Here is a 16828-nt window from a genome sequence, read left to right as displayed (position 1 = left end):
CACACCTGTTTCGGTTCCATGGGTATGTGCACCGGGGACATGAGGACGAAGTGCCCGGGGATGTTCCAGCGCATCTACTGTGAGTTTGAGATTGATGGGGACATCGAGGCCGTTATGCACCAGTCCGTCTGACTGGCGCTGCAAACCGCCCATGCTACCCAGTAGTAGAAGGCTAGGTGAGGGGCACTAGCGCACGATGAAGGGGGCGCATATGGTTGCAGCGGACAATGGACCTGGCCGTGACTCAGCTCCAAGTACGAAAGAGTGTCCGTTCTGCGCTGAGACGATTAAGTTCAAGGCCATTAAGTGTCGGTATTGCGGCAGTACCCTGCCACCACCTCCAGCCGAGCCAGAGACCGTATTTCCCTCTGAGTCCCGCGGTATTGAGCAGATTGACAGCCCACTGGAAGACGAATCTCAAGAATCGTCTCCGCCGGGCATGCCGTCCAGAGCTGCTAATGAGCCACAGATCGAAGGCACTGAGGGGAAGTCGCTCGAAGGCCTAGGGGGATGGCTCGTATTGCTAGCAATTGGGATCATCTGGAACCCTCTCAGGTATCTATTCACCCTACTAACACTGTACCTTCCCACCTTGGCTGGTGGCACCTGGAGCGCGTGGGCAACCGCTGGCGGAAGCGCATATGATCCGCTATTCGCATCTCTCTATCTCGGAGAAGCCATCATCACAGCCTGCATCTTCTTGGCAGGGGCTTACTTGGCGTACCTCTTCTTCTCCAAGCGCGCGAGGTTTCCAAGGCTCTTCATCGTCTTTCTTGTCTGCGTCTTTATCTACGGTGTGGTGGACATCCTTGTGCCAATGCGATTCATTGCCAATCAGCCACTCGATCCCAGCACCTCGCGCGAGCTAGTCAAGCATCTGGGGTTTTCTATGATTTGGATTCCCTACCTACTAAAGTCGAAACGGGTAAGAGCGACGTTCGTCCATTAGCAGGATGCTAGTTCGTCGGCCGATAGGTCCCCATGAGAGGCAAGAGGGGAGAGGACTTATGCACCGAATAGCGATCATCGCCTTCCTGGTGCTGTCTAGCACTACCTCGGGCGCCAAGCTCAGCCTGGCTAAGAGCATCGAAGAGATTGCTGAGGGTGCTTTGCCGAGCATGGTCAGCATCCACACCTATGACAAGACAGGCTCGGCAAGTCGCTCCGGAAGCGGGTTCTTCATCAATGACCACATGGTCCTTACCAACGCTCACGTAGTAACTGGAGCATACTCCGCAGAGATATACACGGCTTCGGGCTACTATGACGTTGTTGTCGTCGAGAGCCTCGATACCAAAGCCGACTTAGCGATTCTTAGCTTCGGTGCTGCGGGCGAAACACCCCTTGCCCTTAATCCTGATGCGGAGCTTAAGCCTGGACAGCGAGTGATTGCTATTGGCAATCCGTTAGGTCTGGAAAACACCCTTTCTGATGGCTTAGTCAGTGCAGTCCGCATGTTCGAAGGGCACCAATTCCTGCAGATCACTGCTCCCATCTCACCAGGAAGCAGCGGTGGTCCACTACTCGATCTTGACGGCAAGGTCATCGGGGTAGTGGTAGCTACCATTGAGGACGGCCAGAATCTCAACTTTGCAGTCGGAATTCAAACGATCACGACGTTTCTCTCAGGTCCACTAGACCCGACCCCACTTGAGAGATCCGGTGCCCGGATTGGGTGGCGAGTCATCGCGAAGTGGGTGGTCGGCATCTTCGTTGCCCTCGTGGCATTCTTGTTCGGCGGCGGATGGTGGATCCTTGGGATCGTGATCGGGATCATAATCTTCCTCTGGTTCATTCTCAGCGAGGCGATCAAGGGGCTCCTCAAGTTGCTTCTTCTGCCGTTTCGCAGGAAACGCAGCCCCACTTCCACTGACTACGAAGCTACCCAAGCTCTCGGCAAACTCGCTAACGACTTGGGTATATCCAGACAGCGAGAAGCATCTGGATCCATGGAAGCCAGTGACAACTTGAGAAGACTACACTGTTGGAATTGCGGTTGCGCTACATGGTTCGATCCCGAATATGATAACGAGATCACGTGCGAGGAGTGCGGGGCGGAGATCTCAATCCCGGATGAATTGAGGTTCGACCATTAGCCAAGTTCTCGCGAGCGAGGTCTTCCACGCCAGGAGAAGGCGATGTTTCAGCCAGTTACCTTTGTCATCCTGATTGCCCACATTGCAATCATCATCCTCACGTACAACATGGCGAAGAGGAAGAACCGCAACCTAGGCGGGTGGACTGCACTGTCTGTTGCCATAGGTATCGTCGCACTAGTCATCCTCGTCTTCCTCCCGACTAGCGCGGTTGATCCTGACGAAATCGACTGGCGGAAGCAATGGCAGTAAACGGCAAGAGAGTCTGGCATTAGTAGCGTCGATTGCCTTTGAGCGCGAGAGCGCATGAGGACGTCAGACGCCCCTATGTCTTCGACGACTGAAGAAAAGATGCCGGTCTCAGGGGCAGGCATTGAGGGGCATGACGCTAATGCGAGTTAGCGCTGGAATCTGGGAGTTAGCATGAAAGCAGCTTCTTGGATTGTAGGAATCCTATTGTACAGCGTCCTTCGTGGCGGTCTCGGCTGGTCCAGCTGGGTTGCGATACCAATAGCTGCAATAGCGATGGGCTTGATGGCTGCGTTCATTCCAGACAAGAAGAAGAGCCCGGGAACCGAAGAGCAGGGACCCAAGATTTAAGGCACAGCCGCTATCTGCGACTGCTTGACTGGTTGGCAGCGGGGATCCCTGTGTTCTCTTGCGCATGACATGCGTGAGCAACTTCCGACTTCAATTGCCAACGAGGCTGCTTGATTCGGAATAGAGCACTACTTGGCCACGATTTGCTCTGGTTTTGAACGGTCTCCTTGCTGACGAATCGTGCGCACTCAGGGGGAATCGAAGAAGTGGAGACGAATCAAGTAGCCGAACTCCAGTCGCTCTGCGATCTGGTTTACGAAGAGATCATCCGCGTGAAACGATACCTTGAGCCACTGATTGAGCTGGGCGAGGTCGCAAGGGATTATCCTGATGAAGTCCATAAGTACGGCGAGCTTGCACTTCTGCTGAGAGATGCGCTGTTAGATTCGACTATCACGTCGATTGCGCGCTTAATTGACTCTCGAAGGCAGGCGCGCACCCTGCTGAAGCTCTTCAACAGGATCGAGCGATGGTATGATCTGGCAGAACGGGAAGCGATCCTCTCATGGCTGAGAACCGATCGAGAGGCTGTCTTGGAGCATCCCATCGCCCTGAAGATTAAGAGGTGGCGACATGAGATAGTGTCGCATTCGACGGAGAGCCGTGAGGATGCCGCGTTTTACTCAGCCAACAGAATGAAATACACAGACATGCTTCGATTCGTCGAGTGGGTCGAAAGGGACATTCTTGAGAAGTACACAGCTCGGCTCTTTGATACTCCAACGTACTATTCTGGGGCTGGAGCCATATCCTATCGTGGTGTGCATGATTTGCGGATGATGTTCGAAGCTCTTTCCAAGTGAACAGCATGGGTTGGAGCTGGGAAGCCAGTTTCTTCAAAGCCGCGTTCCCTGCTAATTTGGCATAGTCAGGTTTTTCGTCAGGCCTAGCAGAGTATGGATTGGCTTGAGTGGAAGCGATTCCGTTCGCAATAGGGGGGGGCGTTCCCATCTCGTTCCCGACCTAATCGCACTCAGTAGAATCCAGTGGAACTCGATTACACTCGCTTGCAGTCGCTAGACTCCCGTAACCCATTGCAAATCAAGGGAACTCCGTGTGCCGCATGGATTTCTGTGATTGCTCAGAATTCCTGTTTCAGTTTTCGAATCCCTGAGCCGCTACCTTGGCCAAAGGCGACCCGCCCTCAGGGCGGGTTTTTGTTGGGGGAACCCAGCGCCCTGCGCCCGACTCGGCCGCTCCTGTGGATTTTCCGGAAAATCCACACCGGTCCCAACGATTTTCCAAGTCGATGCCTGGCCAGGCGATAGCCCCCGTCCTACAGCTCGTACGAGTCCCAGATGTCCGCGCCCGTCCGCTTCTCCTTCATCTGCGCCATGACGATGCGCTTCCCGTCCGTGCGGCAGTTGATCATGCCGTAGAGGATGTCCCCGCCCGAGCTGACCGACCGCGCCAGCTCCGTGGAGAAGACCTTGGGGCGGCTGCCGCGGCTGTAGCGGCCGGCGCAGCCGAGGGCGTCGGCCCGGGGATGGGAGTAGGACTCGTTGTCGCCGGACGAGATCACCGTGGCGAAGGGATTCACGCGGCGCATGAAGTCGACGGTGAAGTCCGCCGAGCCGTGGTGACAGCTCTTGGCGACGTCCACCTGGAAGGGATTCGCGTCGCCGTAGTGCGCGAGCAGGTGCTCCTCCGCGTCCGCGTTGAGGTCCCCGCCGAGCAGGACGTTCTTCCCCTCGCCGCCGTCCTCGCTGTAGTTCAACTTCAGTACCAGGCTGTGGCCGTTGCGCGTCTTCGACGAACTGTCGAACCACGGCCAGTCGATGTGACCCGTGGCCCGCCGCGGCACGGGGCCCAGCACCTCGATCGTGAGGTCCTTGCCCGCACTGAAGCCCGGCACGTGGCCGTTGCGGACGGTAAGCCGGCGGAGGGCTTCCACCCGTCCCTGCCCGTGGGCGGCGTCCACCGCCTCCAGGAACTTCCTGAAGGTGCTCTGCAGGCCGCCTTCCGCCAGCAGGTCGCGCGCGTCGTCGAGGTCGTCGAAGCTGGTGCGCAGCACGCCGTCGCTCATGCGGCCCAGGTCGGTGTTGTGGCCGGCGGGCCGGCTGCTCGCGCTCGCGCTGAAGCGCGCGATGCCGTTGTGGTAGATCGTGCCGAAGGAGAAGTCCTCGTCGCGGAGCAGGTCGGCGAAGCCGGCGAAGTGGTCCGCGTCGAAGTGCGAGACGAACACCGCATCGAAGTGGATGGGCGCGCCGGCGCCGAGCAGGTAGCTGTACTGGTAGCCGCGCAGGTAGCGGCGCAGGTTCGTGTTCGGTCCGCTGTCGACGAGCAGGCGCATGCCGGGAGCTTCCACCAGAATGCCGTCGCCCTGGCCGACGTCGATGAAGAACAGCTTCAGCCCCAGGCTGTCGCGCAGGTCGTCCCGGGCAATCCAGCCGTCGGGGCCGGCGGTGCTCACGCGGACGCGCGCGCCGCCGTCGTCCTGCATGACGCCCGCCCAGGTCCCCAGCAGGATCTTGTTGATCGCGCTGCCGCCCACGGCCTTCGAGTAGACCGGCGTCTCGGGCTTCGCCGCGTATTGCTCGCGAATGATCGGGCTCATGGCTCCTCCTTGAGCGTCGGTTCGCCTCTCTCGCCGCCGGTCACCCGTCCAGCTTCACTTCCAGCCAGGTGTCCAGCTTGGGCAGGTCCCCGCGGTAGCGCTCGTGCGAGTCCGGCGGCGGACCCGTGCGCTCGGGGGGCGAGAAGTCGCCGGGGGCGTCGCCCATGCCGCCCATCGCGCCGCCCGGCCCGCCGCCGCGCCGCGGACGGTCGCCCGCGGGTTCGGTCAGCTGCAGCCCCACGCCCAGGGTGCCGCCGCTGAGTCCCAGCGCGGGCAGCATGGCGCCCGGCGTCGACCGGAGCGGAAAGCGCAGCTCGTAGACCAGCCGCGAGCCCTCCATGCCCAGCGCCAGGGCCAGGCCGGGGGCGGCGCGCTCGTCGAGGCCCACGAGGCGCCCCGAGTCCTCGTCGCCGCGGAAGAGCAGGAACTCCGCGGGCAGGGCGGCGATCTCGGCGGCGATGCGCTCGCGGCGGGCGACCTCGTCGTCGGGGGCGCCGGAGCCGGGGCGGGTCGTGGCCTCGCCATCGCCCCCCGCCTTCCCGCGCCCGGGCCAGCGGACGGGTTCGCCCCAGGCATCGGCCAGGCCCGTGGGGTAGCGCAGGCCGAGGCGCCGTTCGCTGCCGCCCGCGCCGTCGAGCCAGACCGTGAGGCCGCGATGCAGGATCGCGCCCTGCAGGCCCCGGTCGTTCGTCGCCAGCACCAGGTAGACGTAGTCGGCGTCCCGCGTGGCGGCCACGCTGATCCCGGCCGACTCCACGTGCTGGAGCCGCCCCTGCCAGTCCGAGGCGGCGCCGTCGATGTTCGGCGCGGACGCGCCACCGGCGGCAAGCGGGGCGCCGTCGATCACTGTTCTGCCCGCGCAACCCGTTACAAAAACGACAACTATCAGCATGGCCGCCCGGGCCCCGCGCAGTCCGAACATGCATTGACCTCGAGATTCGCTCATAGTATGTGACTTCCCTTCGGGCCTTCGGTCTGTTAAACGGACACTGTGACGTGACGGCCCGCGGCAGGGCCCACGCACGTCCGCGCCGGCGGCAACGCCGGGGCCCGCAGTCACTATCTAGCAGCAATGGCTGATTTCGCAAAGGAAGGTCGACATGGCCGGCAAGTTTGAGATCTACACCGACAAGGCGGGCGAATTCCGCTTCCGCCTGAAGGCCGCCAATGGACAGGTCATCGCCGTCGGCGAGGGCTACAAGAGCAAGGACGCCTGCCTGAACGGCATCGAGTCCATCAAGAAGAACGCGCCCGACGCGAAGGTCGTTGATTCCAACGATTAGCTTCCCGGTTCTGGTGGGCGGTGGCGCGCCCGTCACCGCCCGCGCCAGGACCCCGCGTCCGGCCGTCCGGCCCGGCGCACAACTCGACAAGGAGACGAGATGCAGATGACGAAGTGGGTTCTCTTCTTCGCGCTGATGGGCCTCATCGCCCTGCCCGCGCTGGCCGACTCGGCCCAGCGCGCGGAGATGCGCGCCCAGGCCGGTGAAGTGGTCCACGACCTGAGCTGGCCCTGGCCCTTCGGCCGCAGCATGGACAGCGACCACGACGGCGTCCCCGACGGCACCGACCTCTGCCCCGACACCCCGATGGGCGCCATGGTCGACATGAACGGCTGTCCCATGGACGCGGACGGCGACGGCGTTCCCGACGGTCTCGACCAGTGCGCGGCGACGCCCAAGGGCGCCAGCGTCGACATGAACGGCTGCCCCAGCGATTCCGACGGCGACGGCGTCATGGACGGCATCGACCGCTGCGGCGGCACGCCGGCCGGCGCCATGGTCGACATGTACGGGTGCCCCAAGGACAGTGACGGCGACGGCGTGGCCGACGGTCTCGACCAGTGCGCGAACACCCCGAAGGGCGCCACCGTCGACATGAAGGGCTGCCCCATGGACAGCGACGGCGACGGCGTCCCCGACGGCCTGGACCAGTGCGCGGGCACGCCGGCCGGCACCCTCGTCGACGCCAACGGCTGCCCCCGCAAGGCGGACACCGCCATGGCGCAGCAGCTCCTCGACACGGGCATGATCCGCACCTCGAACATCCGCTTCGCCTCGGGCTCCTCCGAGCTGACCGCGGACTCCAAGCCCATCGTCGACGAGATCGGCCGCACCCTGGTGGAGTGGCCCGAGCTGAAGATCGAGATCGGCGGCCACACGGACTCCAGCGGCGCCGCCGCCAAGAACCAGGCCCTGTCCCAGGCGCGCGCGCAGGCCGTGCTCGACTACCTCAAGGCCAAGTTCCCCACGATCAAGGGCGGCCAGTACACGGTCATGGGCTATGGCGAGGACAAGCCCATCGCGGACAACGGCACGGCCGACGGCCGCGCGGCCAACCGCCGCGTGGAGTTCAGCGTGCTGAACCGCGAAGTGCTCAAGAAGTAGCCTCGGATCCCGCGACAGCGATCGGCGGCCGTCCCCGGCAGGGGGCGGCCGCTTTTTCGTGGACTCAGAGCCGGGGGAAGAGCGGCAGGCGCAGGGCGCGAAGCTCCTCGTGGCGAATCAGGCCGCCCTGATGTGCCGTCCAGGCCAGCAGCCAGGCGAGCAGCAACGAGGCCGCCAGCAGCGTCCAGCGCAGCCAGGGCGCGGGGCGCTCGCCCTGGGGATACTGCAGCAGCGCCAGCAGCGCGGCGAGGCCCAGCAGCACGAGCCCCATGAAAGCGCCCTTGCCCAGGGCCGCGTGGGCTTCCACGAGCTCCCGCGTGGGCCCCGGCGCGAGTTGAAGGCTCTCGTAGGCCGGCGGACCCGAGAAGTAGGCGCCGGTGGCGGCCAGGGTGCCCAGGACGAGCGTGACGCAGGCGGTCTTCAGCAGCGTCTCGTTCGCCGCGATGCGCGAGGCGATGAGCAGCGCCGCCGCCGCCGGGCAGGCCAGCACCGGCAGGTGGACCAGCAGGAGATGCAGTTGAGCCGCGCTCACCGTCAGTGCTTGCCGGTGCGGATGGCGTCGGCCGGATCCACGCCCTGCTCCACGGCGCTGTAGTCCAGCTCGCTGCCGCCCATGCTGTGCGGGATCAGGTAGACGGCCGTCATCACCGCCGCGCCCAGCAGCACGGCCGCGCGCGGGATCAGCTCGTTGCGCTTGGGCTTGAAGCCGAGCACCGCGCAGGCGAAGACCCAGGACAGCCACATGAAGAGCATCTTGTTGTCGGTGAAGTCGCCGCCGTTGGGGAAGCCCGTCCAGTACTCGCCGAAGGCGTACTTCTGGACGATCGGCCCCAGCACCATGCCCCCCACCGTCATGCCGATGAGCGCCACCCAGGCCCAGCGGCGCATGCTGCCCGGCGCGAAGATCGCGGCCAGGCCGGTGCGCATGCCGATCAGGACGCTGAAGAACATCATGATGATGTGCGGGATCAGGATCCAGGCGGGGACGTGGTCCTTGAAGCGGATCACCACGTTCTCCACCTCGGGCAGGCGCTGGCTCTGCCCGCCGCCGTCCACCGTGACGTAGTACTCCAGCTTGCCCGCCGCGGGCTGGGCGGGCAGGCGTCCCTCGAAGACGGCCTTGTCGTCATCCATCGCGCGGGTCATGGGATCCGCGGCGAACGGATCCTGGGTGCGATAGCGCTTCCAGTGCAGCGTGGCCGTGGCGCCCGCGCCGGGGTCGGGAATCCTGACCACGGCCGCGTCGTTGGTGCGCTCGGACCAGTCGCTGCGCACCAGCGCGTAGCTGTGCTCGGCGCCGCCCAGGGCGAAGCTGCCCTTGTGGGGATAGGTGGGGCCCGTCTCGCGCTGGTAGACCACCGCGGCGAGCATGAGGATCACGGCCGCGACCCAGAGGGTGGCGCGCAGCCAGAGGGGATGACGGGGACTGGAGGACATGACGACCTGCCTGGCGTGAGGGGATTGCCGTCGGGCGTTCGGGGATGCTAGCGCCAAGTCCGGGCCGCCGCAAGGGCGGCGGCCCTACCAGGGATTGGTCGCGAAAACCGAGAACTCCGGGATGAAGCCGCGGTCGTCGATCTCCAGCGCGCCCACGATGGCGTCGGCGATCTCCTGGGGCCGCAGCTTCTTGTCCGAGAGCTCCTGCTGGCGGCCGAGCTTCGCGAAGAAGGCCGTCTGCACCTCGCTCGGATTGACCAGCGTCACCCGCACGTTGTAGGGACGCAGCTCCGCGCGCCAGCACTCGGTCATGCCCTTCAGCGCGAACTTGGAGCCCGAGTAGGCCGTGGAGTACTTGCCGCCCGCCAGTCCCGACGTGGAGGAGATGTTCACGATGTGCCCGCTCTCCTGATCCACGAACTGCCGCGCCGCCTCGCGCGCCATCAGCATGGCGCCGGTCACGTTGGTGCGGAACACCGCCTCGAACTTGTCGACGGCCATGTCCACCAGCGGCAGGAAGTGCCCGAAGCCCGCGTTGTTGACGAGGATGTCCAGCCCGCCCAGCTGCTCGATCGCCGTGGCGGTGACGCGCACGGCGTCGGCCTCCACGCCCACGTCGCCGACCACGGCCAGCGCGCCGAGGGTTTCCGCCGCGGCCTCGAGCTTGGCCTGGTCACGGCCCATGATCGCCACTCGCGCGCCCTTGGCCACCAGGGCCTCGGCGATGGCGTAGCCGATCCCCTCGCTGCCCCCGGTCACCAGTGCGCGTGCGTCCTTCAGGTTCATGCTGCCTCCAGCGGTTGTTGTGGCCTGGGCGACAGGCCCGGCGCGCGCAGTCTAGCAGAGCCCGGGCGGGCGTCCAGGACATAGACGCGGCACCGCGAAGCCATCGACAGGCGCGGGGGCAGCCGCTATGCTACCCGCCTTCCGCTCGGAGGTCCCGTGAAGCTCACCTACAGGGCCGATCTGCTGCTGCTGCTCGCCGCGCTCATCTGGGGCCTGGCCTTCGTGGCCCAGCGCGCGGGGATGTCCCACGTCGGCCCCTACACCTTCAACGCGGTGCGCTTCACGCTGGGGGCGCTGGTGCTCGTCCCCTTCCTCACCGCGCGGCGGCGGGGCGCCTTCCTGTCCGCCCTGCCCGGCGGCGCCCAGGCGGGGCTCGCGCTCTTTCTCGGCGCGTCGCTGCAGCAGTGGGGTCTCGTGACGACGAGCGCGGGCAAGGGCGGGTTCATCACCGGGCTCTACGTGATCGTGGTCCCCGTGCTCGGCGCGATGGAGGGCCGCCGCACCGGCTGGGGCACCTGGCTCGGGGCCGTGATGGCGGCGGGGGGGCTGGCGCTGCTGAGCCTGAACCGTCACATGCGCTTCAGCCACGGCGACCTGCTGGTGCTCGCGGGAGCGCTGATCTGGGCGATGCACGTGCTCATCATCGGCCGCTTGATGGAGCGCTTCGACGCGCTGCTCATCGCCTTCCAGCAGTTCGCCCTGGTGGCGCTGCTCAGCCTGGGCGCGGCGCTGCTCATGGAGCGCGGCGAGCACCAGGGTCTGCTCGAGGCGGCCCTGCCACTCGTCTACGCGGGCGTGCTGTCGACGGGCGTCGCCTTCACGCTGCAGGTGCTGGCCCAGCGCCAGGCGCCGCCCAGCCACGCGGCCGTGCTGCTGAGCCTGGAGTCGGTCTTCGCCGCGCTGGGCGGCTGGCTGCTGCTCGGCGAGCGGCTCGGCGGGCGCGGGCTGGCCGGCTGCGGGCTCATGCTGGCGGGCATGCTGTCCACGCAGCTGCTGGGCCGTCCCCGCCGCGCACGAAAGAGGGGCGGATCCGAAGACCCGCCCCTCGTTGGGCCCACGCCGTGAACACCGGCGACTAGTACAGCCGGTAGTTGAAGCCGAGCGACAGGGTCTGCTTGAACTGCCCCGCCTTGCGCACGGCCGCGGCCAGCGCGCCGGGGTTCTCCAGGTCGCCCGCGCCGTCGAACTTCGGCGCCACGCTGTTGTCGTACTTGTCGTAGACCCAGCGCGTGTAGAGGTTCACCGAGATGTGCTTGGTGATCTCGGCCGTGAAGATGTTCTCCCAGTCGATGTCCAGCGTGGTGCTGAAGTTCGCCAGGTCCTGATCCAGGCCCAGGCCGGCCAGATCCAGGCCCTCCAGGTCGGTCTTCGCCGAGAAGAAGAGGGGCTGGTAGAAGCCGAGCTTGGAGGTCCAGGCGACGTTGTCGTCCAGGATGCGGTTCTTGTAGTCGGTGATGAACTCGAGACCGCCGTCGTTCGTGGACTCGGAGCTGGTGGCGTCGCCGAAGCCGCCGGCCGGATCGTTGTCCTCGAAGAAGCTGCGGCGGCTCTGGCGCAGCGTGAAGCCGAGACGGCTGAGCAGGCTGCGCTCCTCCTCGTTGATGAACTGCCGCGCGATACCCGCCGACTCCTTGAACTTGAGCGGGTTCAGCGCCAGGGTGCGGCCGTTGGGGTCGCTGGCGTCGAGGAACTGGCTCTCCAGGCGGCCGGAGACGAAGGGATCGACGTAGCCGCCGAGCGTGAAGCGGAAGATCGTCTCGAGGTCGATCAGGTCCGTGCTCTTGTCGGGCTTGTCCCACTGGTGATCGCCCTGGGCGTCGATGACCTGCTGGTGGGTCTGGCCGAAGGCCAGCTTGAGCGTGCTCAGCCAGTTGGTCTTGGGGTTGAGCTGGTTCTCGAGGCTGCCGTTGAAGTTCCAGGTCCAGACGATGGAGCCCTTGTCGCCGCCGTTCCAGTTGTTGCTGTAGCTGCTCTGCGTGACGTTCAGGCCCGTCTCCGCCGAGGGGTAGTACTTGCCCAGCTCCAGCACGCGCTGCTCCTCCTCGGCCAGCGCGACGGACGCGGCGGCCAGGCTGAGCACGGCGACGATGGCGCCCACGCGCCACAGGTTCCGAGAGTTCATCCTCATCCTCCTCCAGGGATAGTTGCCGGCGCCCGCTTCGAGGCCGGCGTCGCCGCCGTCAATCGGCGGTCTTGGTGAGATGCACCACCCGCTGCGGGAACGGAATCTCGATGCCCTCGGCGTCGAGGCGCTCCTTCACCGCGCGGACCATGTCGAACTTGGAAGGCCAGTAGTCCCCGGCCTGGGTCCAGAAGCGCACCGCGAGGTTCACGCTGGAATCCCCCAGGTCCGTGACCAGCACCTGCAGCGCGGGCTCGGCCAGCACGCGGCCGTCCTTCTGCAGCGTGTCGCTGATGGCCGCGATGGCGCGGCCGATGTCGGCGTCGTAGGCGATGCCCACCGGGATGTCCACCCGGCGCGTCGCGTTGTGCGAGTAGTTCTTGATCACGCCGCCGTAGATGCCCCCGTTGGGGACGATGATGCGCACGTTGTCGGGCGTGTCCAGCACCGTGTTGAAGAGCTGGACCTCCTTCACCGTCCCGGCCACGCCGCCCGCCTCGATGTAGTCGCCGGTCTTGAACGGACGGAAGACGAGCAGCATCACGCCCGCCGCGAAGTTGCCGAGCGAGCCCTGCAGCGCGAAACCGACGGCGAAGCCGGCCGCGCCGAGCACGGCGACGAAGGACGTGGTCTCGACCCCGAACTTCGACAGCGAGGCCAGCACGGCGAAGGTCATCACCGCCACGAAGGCCAGGTTGCCGAAGAAGCGGCTCAGGCTCGCGTCCATCTGCGCGCGGCCGAGCGCCTTGACGATCCCCTTGCGGACCAGCCCGGCGGCGACGCGGCCCACGATGAGAATGAGGATCGCGCCGATCACCTTCAGCCCGTAGGTCGTGGCGAACTGGGCGAGTGTTTCCATGATCTGATTCATGTCCATGCGCTCTCCCTTCGTCGTAGAGCCAATCTAGGGCCGCGGGCCGAAGTGTCAACCGCCGGGCTGCCCTCGCCGCGCGGTGTTGATTTTCCTTGCCACGCAGACTAGAATGCCGCGCAATATCCCGCGGTTGCAAACGTTAGCAGTTTTGCAACACGCGACCCAGAGGAGGATTTCTTGTGAGCATGATGTCGGAGTTCAAGTCCTTTGCCGTCAAAGGCAATGTGATGGACATGGCCGTGGGTATCATCATGGGCGGTGCGTTCGGCAAGATCGTCGCCTCATTCGTCAATGACGTGCTGATGCCGCCCATCGGCATGCTGCTGGGCGGCGTGGACTTCACCTCGCTGGCCCTCACGCTCAAGAAGGCGACCCCCGACGCCGAGGCCGTGATGCTCAAGTACGGCGCCTTCGTGCAGTCGGTGGTGGACTTTCTGATCATCGCCTTCGCCATCTTCATGATGGTCCGGTGGATGAATCGGTTGAAGAAGAAGGAGGAGGCCGCGCCCGCGGCGCCGCCGAAGCCCTCCAGCGAGGAAGTGCTGCTCACCGAGATCCGCGACCTGCTTCGCAACAAGTAGCGGTCGACGCCTCGCTCACGTCCCGGCGCCGCGGGCCCTTCGCAGGGGTTCGCGGCGCTTCTAGTCGCGGCGGTAGCCCGCGCGCTCGTCCATGAACTGCCGGTTCGGGACGCTCACCGTCCGCCCGTCCACCTCGATCAGCGTGTGCACGGCCGTGATGCCCGCCAGCGTGCCGCGCGTCCCGGCCACCTCGACCTCGTCGCCGGCGCTCAGCAGCTTGCGCAGGTAGAAGCCCGCCAGGATGTCCCGGCTCACCTGACGGCTGCCGAGCCCGAAGGACAGCGCAAAGGCCAGCGCGAAGCCCGCGAGCAGCACCAGGACCACCGCCCGCACGATCTCCGTGTCGATCCTGAGCTGCGAGATGGCCATCAGCCCCACCACGAAGAGCAGCAGCGAGGACACGATCCGCCCCAGCAGCGGGGCGAAGTCCACGCCCGCCTCCTCGGCCGAGCGCGCCACCGTGCGCCCCATGAACTGCGAGACCATCATGCCCAGCAGCAGCACCAGGAAGGCCGCCACCAGGTTGGGCAGGTAGCGGAAGAAGCTCGAGATGGCCTCGGCGATGGCGTCCAGGCCCACGGCCCGCGCCACGCTCTGGACGAAGAGGATCACGAGCAGGATGTAGATGGTCCGCGACAGCAGCCGGCCGGGGCTGTCCCTGAGCCCGAAGCGCTGCAGGGTGTCGCTCAGCCCGACGCGCTGGAGCAGGTGGTTCAACCGCAGCCGCTCGAAGAGCGCCCGCACGACGCGCTCGGCGATCTTGGCCACCAGCAGGCCGAAGAGGATCACGATCACGGCCGTCACCAGCCGCGGCACGAAGTCGGCGACGGCCCCCACGAGGCTCGACAGGACCTGCTCGAAGGTGGCCCGGAGGCCGAAGTCCGTCCCCATGCTAGCGCTCCCGGTCTCGGTCCCCGCCGCCGGCGAGGGCCTGGATGAACAGCGACAGAAACTCGAAGAAGGTCCTGAACATGCCCATGAGGGTCACGTCCAGGGTCGACGCGGTGAGCTGACGGCGGTTGATCCGCCCGCGCACGCGCGACAGCAGGCGGCCGGCGCCTTCGCCATCGGCCGGCGGCGCGACCAGGGCGGCGAGCTCCGTCACCGGGGCGCCCAGGCTGGCGTCCTCGTCGTCGTGCAGGGTGTCGCGCTCGTCGTTCATTCCATCCCTCGGCGTCAGGAGGCCGGGAGGCCGTCGTAGAGGCGGCGGAACTCCTCGCGGCCGCGCTTGATGCGCATCTTCGTCGCCGAGAGCCCGATGCCGAGGGTCTCGGCGATCTCCTGGTAGGCCAGGCCGTCCAGGTCGCGCATGAGCAGGGCCACGCGCAGGGTCTCGGGCATCGCGTCCAGCACCGCCTGGATGCGCCGGCGCTCCTCGCCCGCCAGCAGCTCGGCGTGGGCGCTGGGCGGCACCTGGAGGGCGGGCTCGTCCTGGGTCTCCGGGCTGTCCACGTCCACGTGCTGGCGCCCGCGCTTCCCGCGCAGGAAGTTGAGGCAGTGGTTGACCTTGATCCGCTTCAGCCACGCCCCGAAGCTGGCCCGCTGCTCGATCCTCGGCAGGCCGAAGTAGGCCTTCACGAAGACCTCCTGGGCCAGATCCTCGGCGTCGTCGGCCGAGCCGCTCAGCGAACGGCAGTTGCCGAGCACCATGGACTGGTGCCGGGCGACCAGCGTCTCGAAGGCGCGCAGGTCTCCGGGCAGGGCGCGCTGGGCGCGCTCCACCAGCGTCGCGTCGTCCTCCATGGGCCCCTCTCGCCTCCGCAGATCAAGGACACGGTCACGCGCGGGAAGTCACTCGGGGGGTCATCTTGGCCATCCGCGGAGGGGGCGTCAAGCCGCCGCGGCCCCACAATTGCTATTCATGCCCCGCGCTTTCTGCTATAACGCGCACGGTCCTGAAACGGAGGGAGAGGATCATGCGAAGCCTGCTGCGCCTTGCGTGCGCCCTGCCGCTGCTCTGCTCGCTGGCCACGGTCGGCCCCGCGCGGGCGGAGGACGTGAGCGGCCGCTTCGGTCTCGGCCTCGAGGCCGCCGCCATGAAGCTAACCGGCGGCGAGCACGACTACAGCGACGTCAATCCGAACTACGCCCTGCACCTGCGCTACGGCCTCTCGCCGACGCTCAGCGTCGAGGGCGCCTTCAAGACGCTCTGGTCGCGGCCGGCCGTGTCCGCGCCGGACGAGGACGCCGGCTTCTCGTGGAAGGCCACGCGCGAAATCTACACCACGATCTGGGAGCTCCGGGCGGGCCTCCTCTATCATTTCCTGCCCGAGAAGGCGGCCTCGCCCTTCCTCGGCCTCGATCTGGGCGTGGCGGGCTTCCGCGTCAAGGACATGCGCAACCAGGACGGCTTCGGCGGCCTCTTTCCTGGCGGCTCGATCCTCGAGGGCTATGACGAGGACGGCAAGCTCAAGCAGCTCAGTTCGACCCAGTTCACGAGCGTGTTCACCGGCGGCCTGGAGTGGTTCCTCGCGCCGCGCTTCTCGCTGTGGCTGGGTGGGCGCTACCACCTCTACCCGGCCAGCAAGCTCGACAACGTCGGCCTGAGCGCCGACGACATCTTCGGCCCCACGGCCGTCGACGCGAACAACGGCATGCTGGAAGGCTTCTTCGGCTTCACCTGGTTCTTCGGCAGCACGGACAAGGACGGCGACGGCATCCCCGACAAGCTGGACCGCTGCCCCGGCCAGGCCGAGGACTTCGACGGCTTCCAGGACGAGGACGGCTGCCCCGACCCGGACAACGACGGCGACGGCATCGCCGACGCCCTGGACCGCTGCCCCGACGTGGCCGAGGACCTTGACGGCTACCAGGACGACGACGGCTGCCCCGACCCGGACAACGACGGCGACGGCATCGCGGATATCAACGACGGCTGTCCCAATGACGCCGAGGACGTCGACGGCTTCCAGGACGACGACGGCTGCCCCGACCCGGACAACGACGGCGACGGCGTGCCCGACCTCAGCGACGCCTGCCCCAACACGCCGGCCGGCGTGGAGGTGGACGAGCGGGGCTGCCCCGTGGTCAAGGAGATCACCGAGGCGCTGGTGCTGAAGGGCGTCCGCTTCGTCAAGGGCAGCGACCAGCTCACGCTGGACTCGCAGAGCATCCTCGACGACGTGGCCAAGAGCCTGCTGGCCTACCCGGACGTGGTGATCGAGATCCAGGGCCACACCGACAGCAGCGGCTCGGCGGTCTTCAACGAGCGCCTCTCGCTGCGCCGCGCGGAGTCCGTGCGGGACTACCTGGTGACCCAGGGCGTGGACATCCAGCGCATGCGGGCGGTGGGCTACGGCGAGCGCTTCCCGATCGCCTCCAACGGCTCGGACGAGGGACGCGCGCAGAACCGTCGCGTGGAGATCCACCGCATCTACAGCAACTAGAC

General features: G+C 66.1%; 19 protein-coding genes. 9 read left to right on the top strand and 10 right to left on the bottom strand.

What is annotated here, in order from left to right:
* Nucleotides 1-196: 196 nt before the first annotated feature.
* The 4 genes from H6693_10485 (at nucleotide 197) to H6693_10470 (ending at nucleotide 3499) form a co-directional block, all read left to right on the top strand.
* A complete protein-coding gene (locus H6693_10485) occupies nucleotides 197-949 on the top strand; it encodes a DUF2569 family protein (protein MCB9516611.1) in 753 nt (250 codons plus the stop codon).
* 4 nt (nucleotides 950-953) lie between these two features.
* Nucleotides 954-2096 carry a serine protease gene (locus H6693_10480; GenBank protein MCB9516610.1) on the top strand — a complete coding sequence of 381 codons (1143 nt, stop codon included), beginning with the start codon at nucleotides 954-956 and terminating at the stop codon, nucleotides 2094-2096.
* Between the two features lie 42 nt (nucleotides 2097-2138).
* Nucleotides 2139-2348, top strand: a complete 210-nt coding sequence (locus tag H6693_10475) for a hypothetical protein (protein ID MCB9516609.1) — start codon at nucleotides 2139-2141, stop codon at nucleotides 2346-2348.
* Nucleotides 2349-2863: 515 nt separating this feature from the next.
* Nucleotides 2864-3499 carry a hypothetical protein gene (locus tag H6693_10470; protein MCB9516608.1) on the top strand — a complete coding sequence of 212 codons (636 nt, stop codon included), beginning with the start codon at nucleotides 2864-2866 and terminating at the stop codon, nucleotides 3497-3499.
* A gap of 473 nt (nucleotides 3500-3972) precedes the next feature.
* Here H6693_10470 and H6693_10465 read toward each other — a convergent pair whose 3' ends face one another.
* Nucleotides 3973-5253: an MBL fold metallo-hydrolase gene (locus tag H6693_10465; protein MCB9516607.1), complete on the bottom strand. Its 1281-nt coding sequence runs from the start codon at nucleotides 5251-5253 to the stop codon at nucleotides 3973-3975.
* A 40-nt stretch (nucleotides 5254-5293) separates the two neighbouring features.
* Nucleotides 5294-6175 carry a hypothetical protein gene (locus H6693_10460; GenBank protein MCB9516606.1) on the bottom strand — a complete coding sequence of 294 codons (882 nt, stop codon included), beginning with the start codon at nucleotides 6173-6175 and terminating at the stop codon, nucleotides 5294-5296.
* Between the two features lie 178 nt (nucleotides 6176-6353).
* On the opposite strand from H6693_10460, the gene H6693_10455 reads away from it, so the two are divergent.
* Both H6693_10455 and H6693_10450 read left to right on the top strand, forming a co-directional pair.
* Nucleotides 6354-6536, top strand: coding sequence for a YegP family protein (locus H6693_10455; GenBank protein MCB9516605.1), 183 nt, complete (start codon nucleotides 6354-6356; stop codon nucleotides 6534-6536).
* A gap of 99 nt (nucleotides 6537-6635) precedes the next feature.
* A complete protein-coding gene (locus H6693_10450; GenBank protein ID MCB9516604.1) occupies nucleotides 6636-7640 on the top strand; it encodes an OmpA family protein in 1005 nt (334 codons plus the stop codon).
* Between the two features lie 64 nt (nucleotides 7641-7704).
* Here H6693_10450 and H6693_10445 read toward each other — a convergent pair whose 3' ends face one another.
* The 3 genes from H6693_10445 to H6693_10435 all read right to left on the bottom strand — a co-directional run bounded on the left by H6693_10445 (nucleotide 7705) and on the right by H6693_10435 (nucleotide 9863).
* Nucleotides 7705-8172, bottom strand: a complete 468-nt coding sequence (locus H6693_10445; protein ID MCB9516603.1) for a hypothetical protein — start codon at nucleotides 8170-8172, stop codon at nucleotides 7705-7707.
* A 2-nt stretch (nucleotides 8173-8174) separates the two neighbouring features.
* Nucleotides 8175-9077 (bottom strand): hypothetical protein, encoded by a 903-nt coding sequence (locus tag H6693_10440; protein MCB9516602.1) that lies wholly within the window; start codon nucleotides 9075-9077, stop codon nucleotides 8175-8177.
* Nucleotides 9078-9161: 84 nt separating this feature from the next.
* A complete protein-coding gene (locus tag H6693_10435) occupies nucleotides 9162-9863 on the bottom strand; it encodes an SDR family oxidoreductase (protein MCB9516601.1) in 702 nt (233 codons plus the stop codon).
* Nucleotides 9864-10019: 156 nt separating this feature from the next.
* Here H6693_10435 and H6693_10430 point away from each other — a divergent pair, with 156 nt between their 5' ends.
* Nucleotides 10020-10928 carry a DMT family transporter gene (locus H6693_10430; protein ID MCB9516600.1) on the top strand — a complete coding sequence of 303 codons (909 nt, stop codon included), beginning with the start codon at nucleotides 10020-10022 and terminating at the stop codon, nucleotides 10926-10928.
* 10 nt (nucleotides 10929-10938) lie between these two features.
* On the opposite strand, the gene H6693_10425 is transcribed toward H6693_10430, so the two are convergent.
* Both H6693_10425 and H6693_10420 read right to left on the bottom strand, forming a co-directional pair.
* Nucleotides 10939-11985, bottom strand: coding sequence for a DUF3078 domain-containing protein (locus H6693_10425; protein MCB9516599.1), 1047 nt, complete (start codon nucleotides 11983-11985; stop codon nucleotides 10939-10941).
* Nucleotides 11986-12043: 58 nt separating this feature from the next.
* A complete protein-coding gene (locus H6693_10420) occupies nucleotides 12044-12856 on the bottom strand; it encodes a mechanosensitive ion channel (GenBank protein MCB9516598.1) in 813 nt (270 codons plus the stop codon).
* A 188-nt stretch (nucleotides 12857-13044) separates the two neighbouring features.
* Between H6693_10420 and mscL the strand changes: the two genes are divergently transcribed.
* The gene (gene mscL / locus H6693_10415) at nucleotides 13045-13440 is read left to right on the top strand and encodes a large-conductance mechanosensitive channel protein MscL (GenBank protein MCB9516597.1); all 396 of its coding nucleotides are present in this window, start codon (nucleotides 13045-13047) and stop codon (nucleotides 13438-13440) included.
* Nucleotides 13441-13500: 60 nt separating this feature from the next.
* Here the strand turns inward: mscL and H6693_10410 are convergent, their stop codons facing one another.
* Genes H6693_10410 through H6693_10400 form a run of 3 tightly spaced genes read right to left on the bottom strand, consistent with a single transcriptional unit; the run spans nucleotide 13501 to nucleotide 15183 of the window.
* Entirely contained in the window at nucleotides 13501-14331 is an 831-nt protein-coding gene (locus tag H6693_10410; protein ID MCB9516596.1) for a mechanosensitive ion channel, read from the bottom strand.
* Between the two features lies 1 nt (nucleotide 14332).
* On the bottom strand, nucleotides 14333-14602 hold the full coding sequence (locus tag H6693_10405; protein MCB9516595.1) for a hypothetical protein: 270 nt from the start codon (nucleotides 14600-14602) through the stop codon (nucleotides 14333-14335).
* A gap of 14 nt (nucleotides 14603-14616) precedes the next feature.
* The gene (locus tag H6693_10400; GenBank protein ID MCB9516594.1) at nucleotides 14617-15183 is read right to left on the bottom strand and encodes a sigma-70 family RNA polymerase sigma factor; all 567 of its coding nucleotides are present in this window, start codon (nucleotides 15181-15183) and stop codon (nucleotides 14617-14619) included.
* 173 nt (nucleotides 15184-15356) lie between these two features.
* Between H6693_10400 and H6693_10395 the strand changes: the two genes are divergently transcribed.
* Nucleotides 15357-16826, top strand: coding sequence for an OmpA family protein (locus H6693_10395; protein ID MCB9516593.1), 1470 nt, complete (start codon nucleotides 15357-15359; stop codon nucleotides 16824-16826).
* Nucleotides 16827-16828: the final 2 nt, after the last annotated feature.

The sequence above is a fragment of the Candidatus Latescibacterota bacterium genome (assembly GCA_020633725.1).
Lineage (GTDB): Bacteria > Krumholzibacteriota > Krumholzibacteriia > JACNKJ01 > JACNKJ01 > VGXI01.
This window is presented reverse-complemented; position numbering and strand designations above follow the sequence as displayed.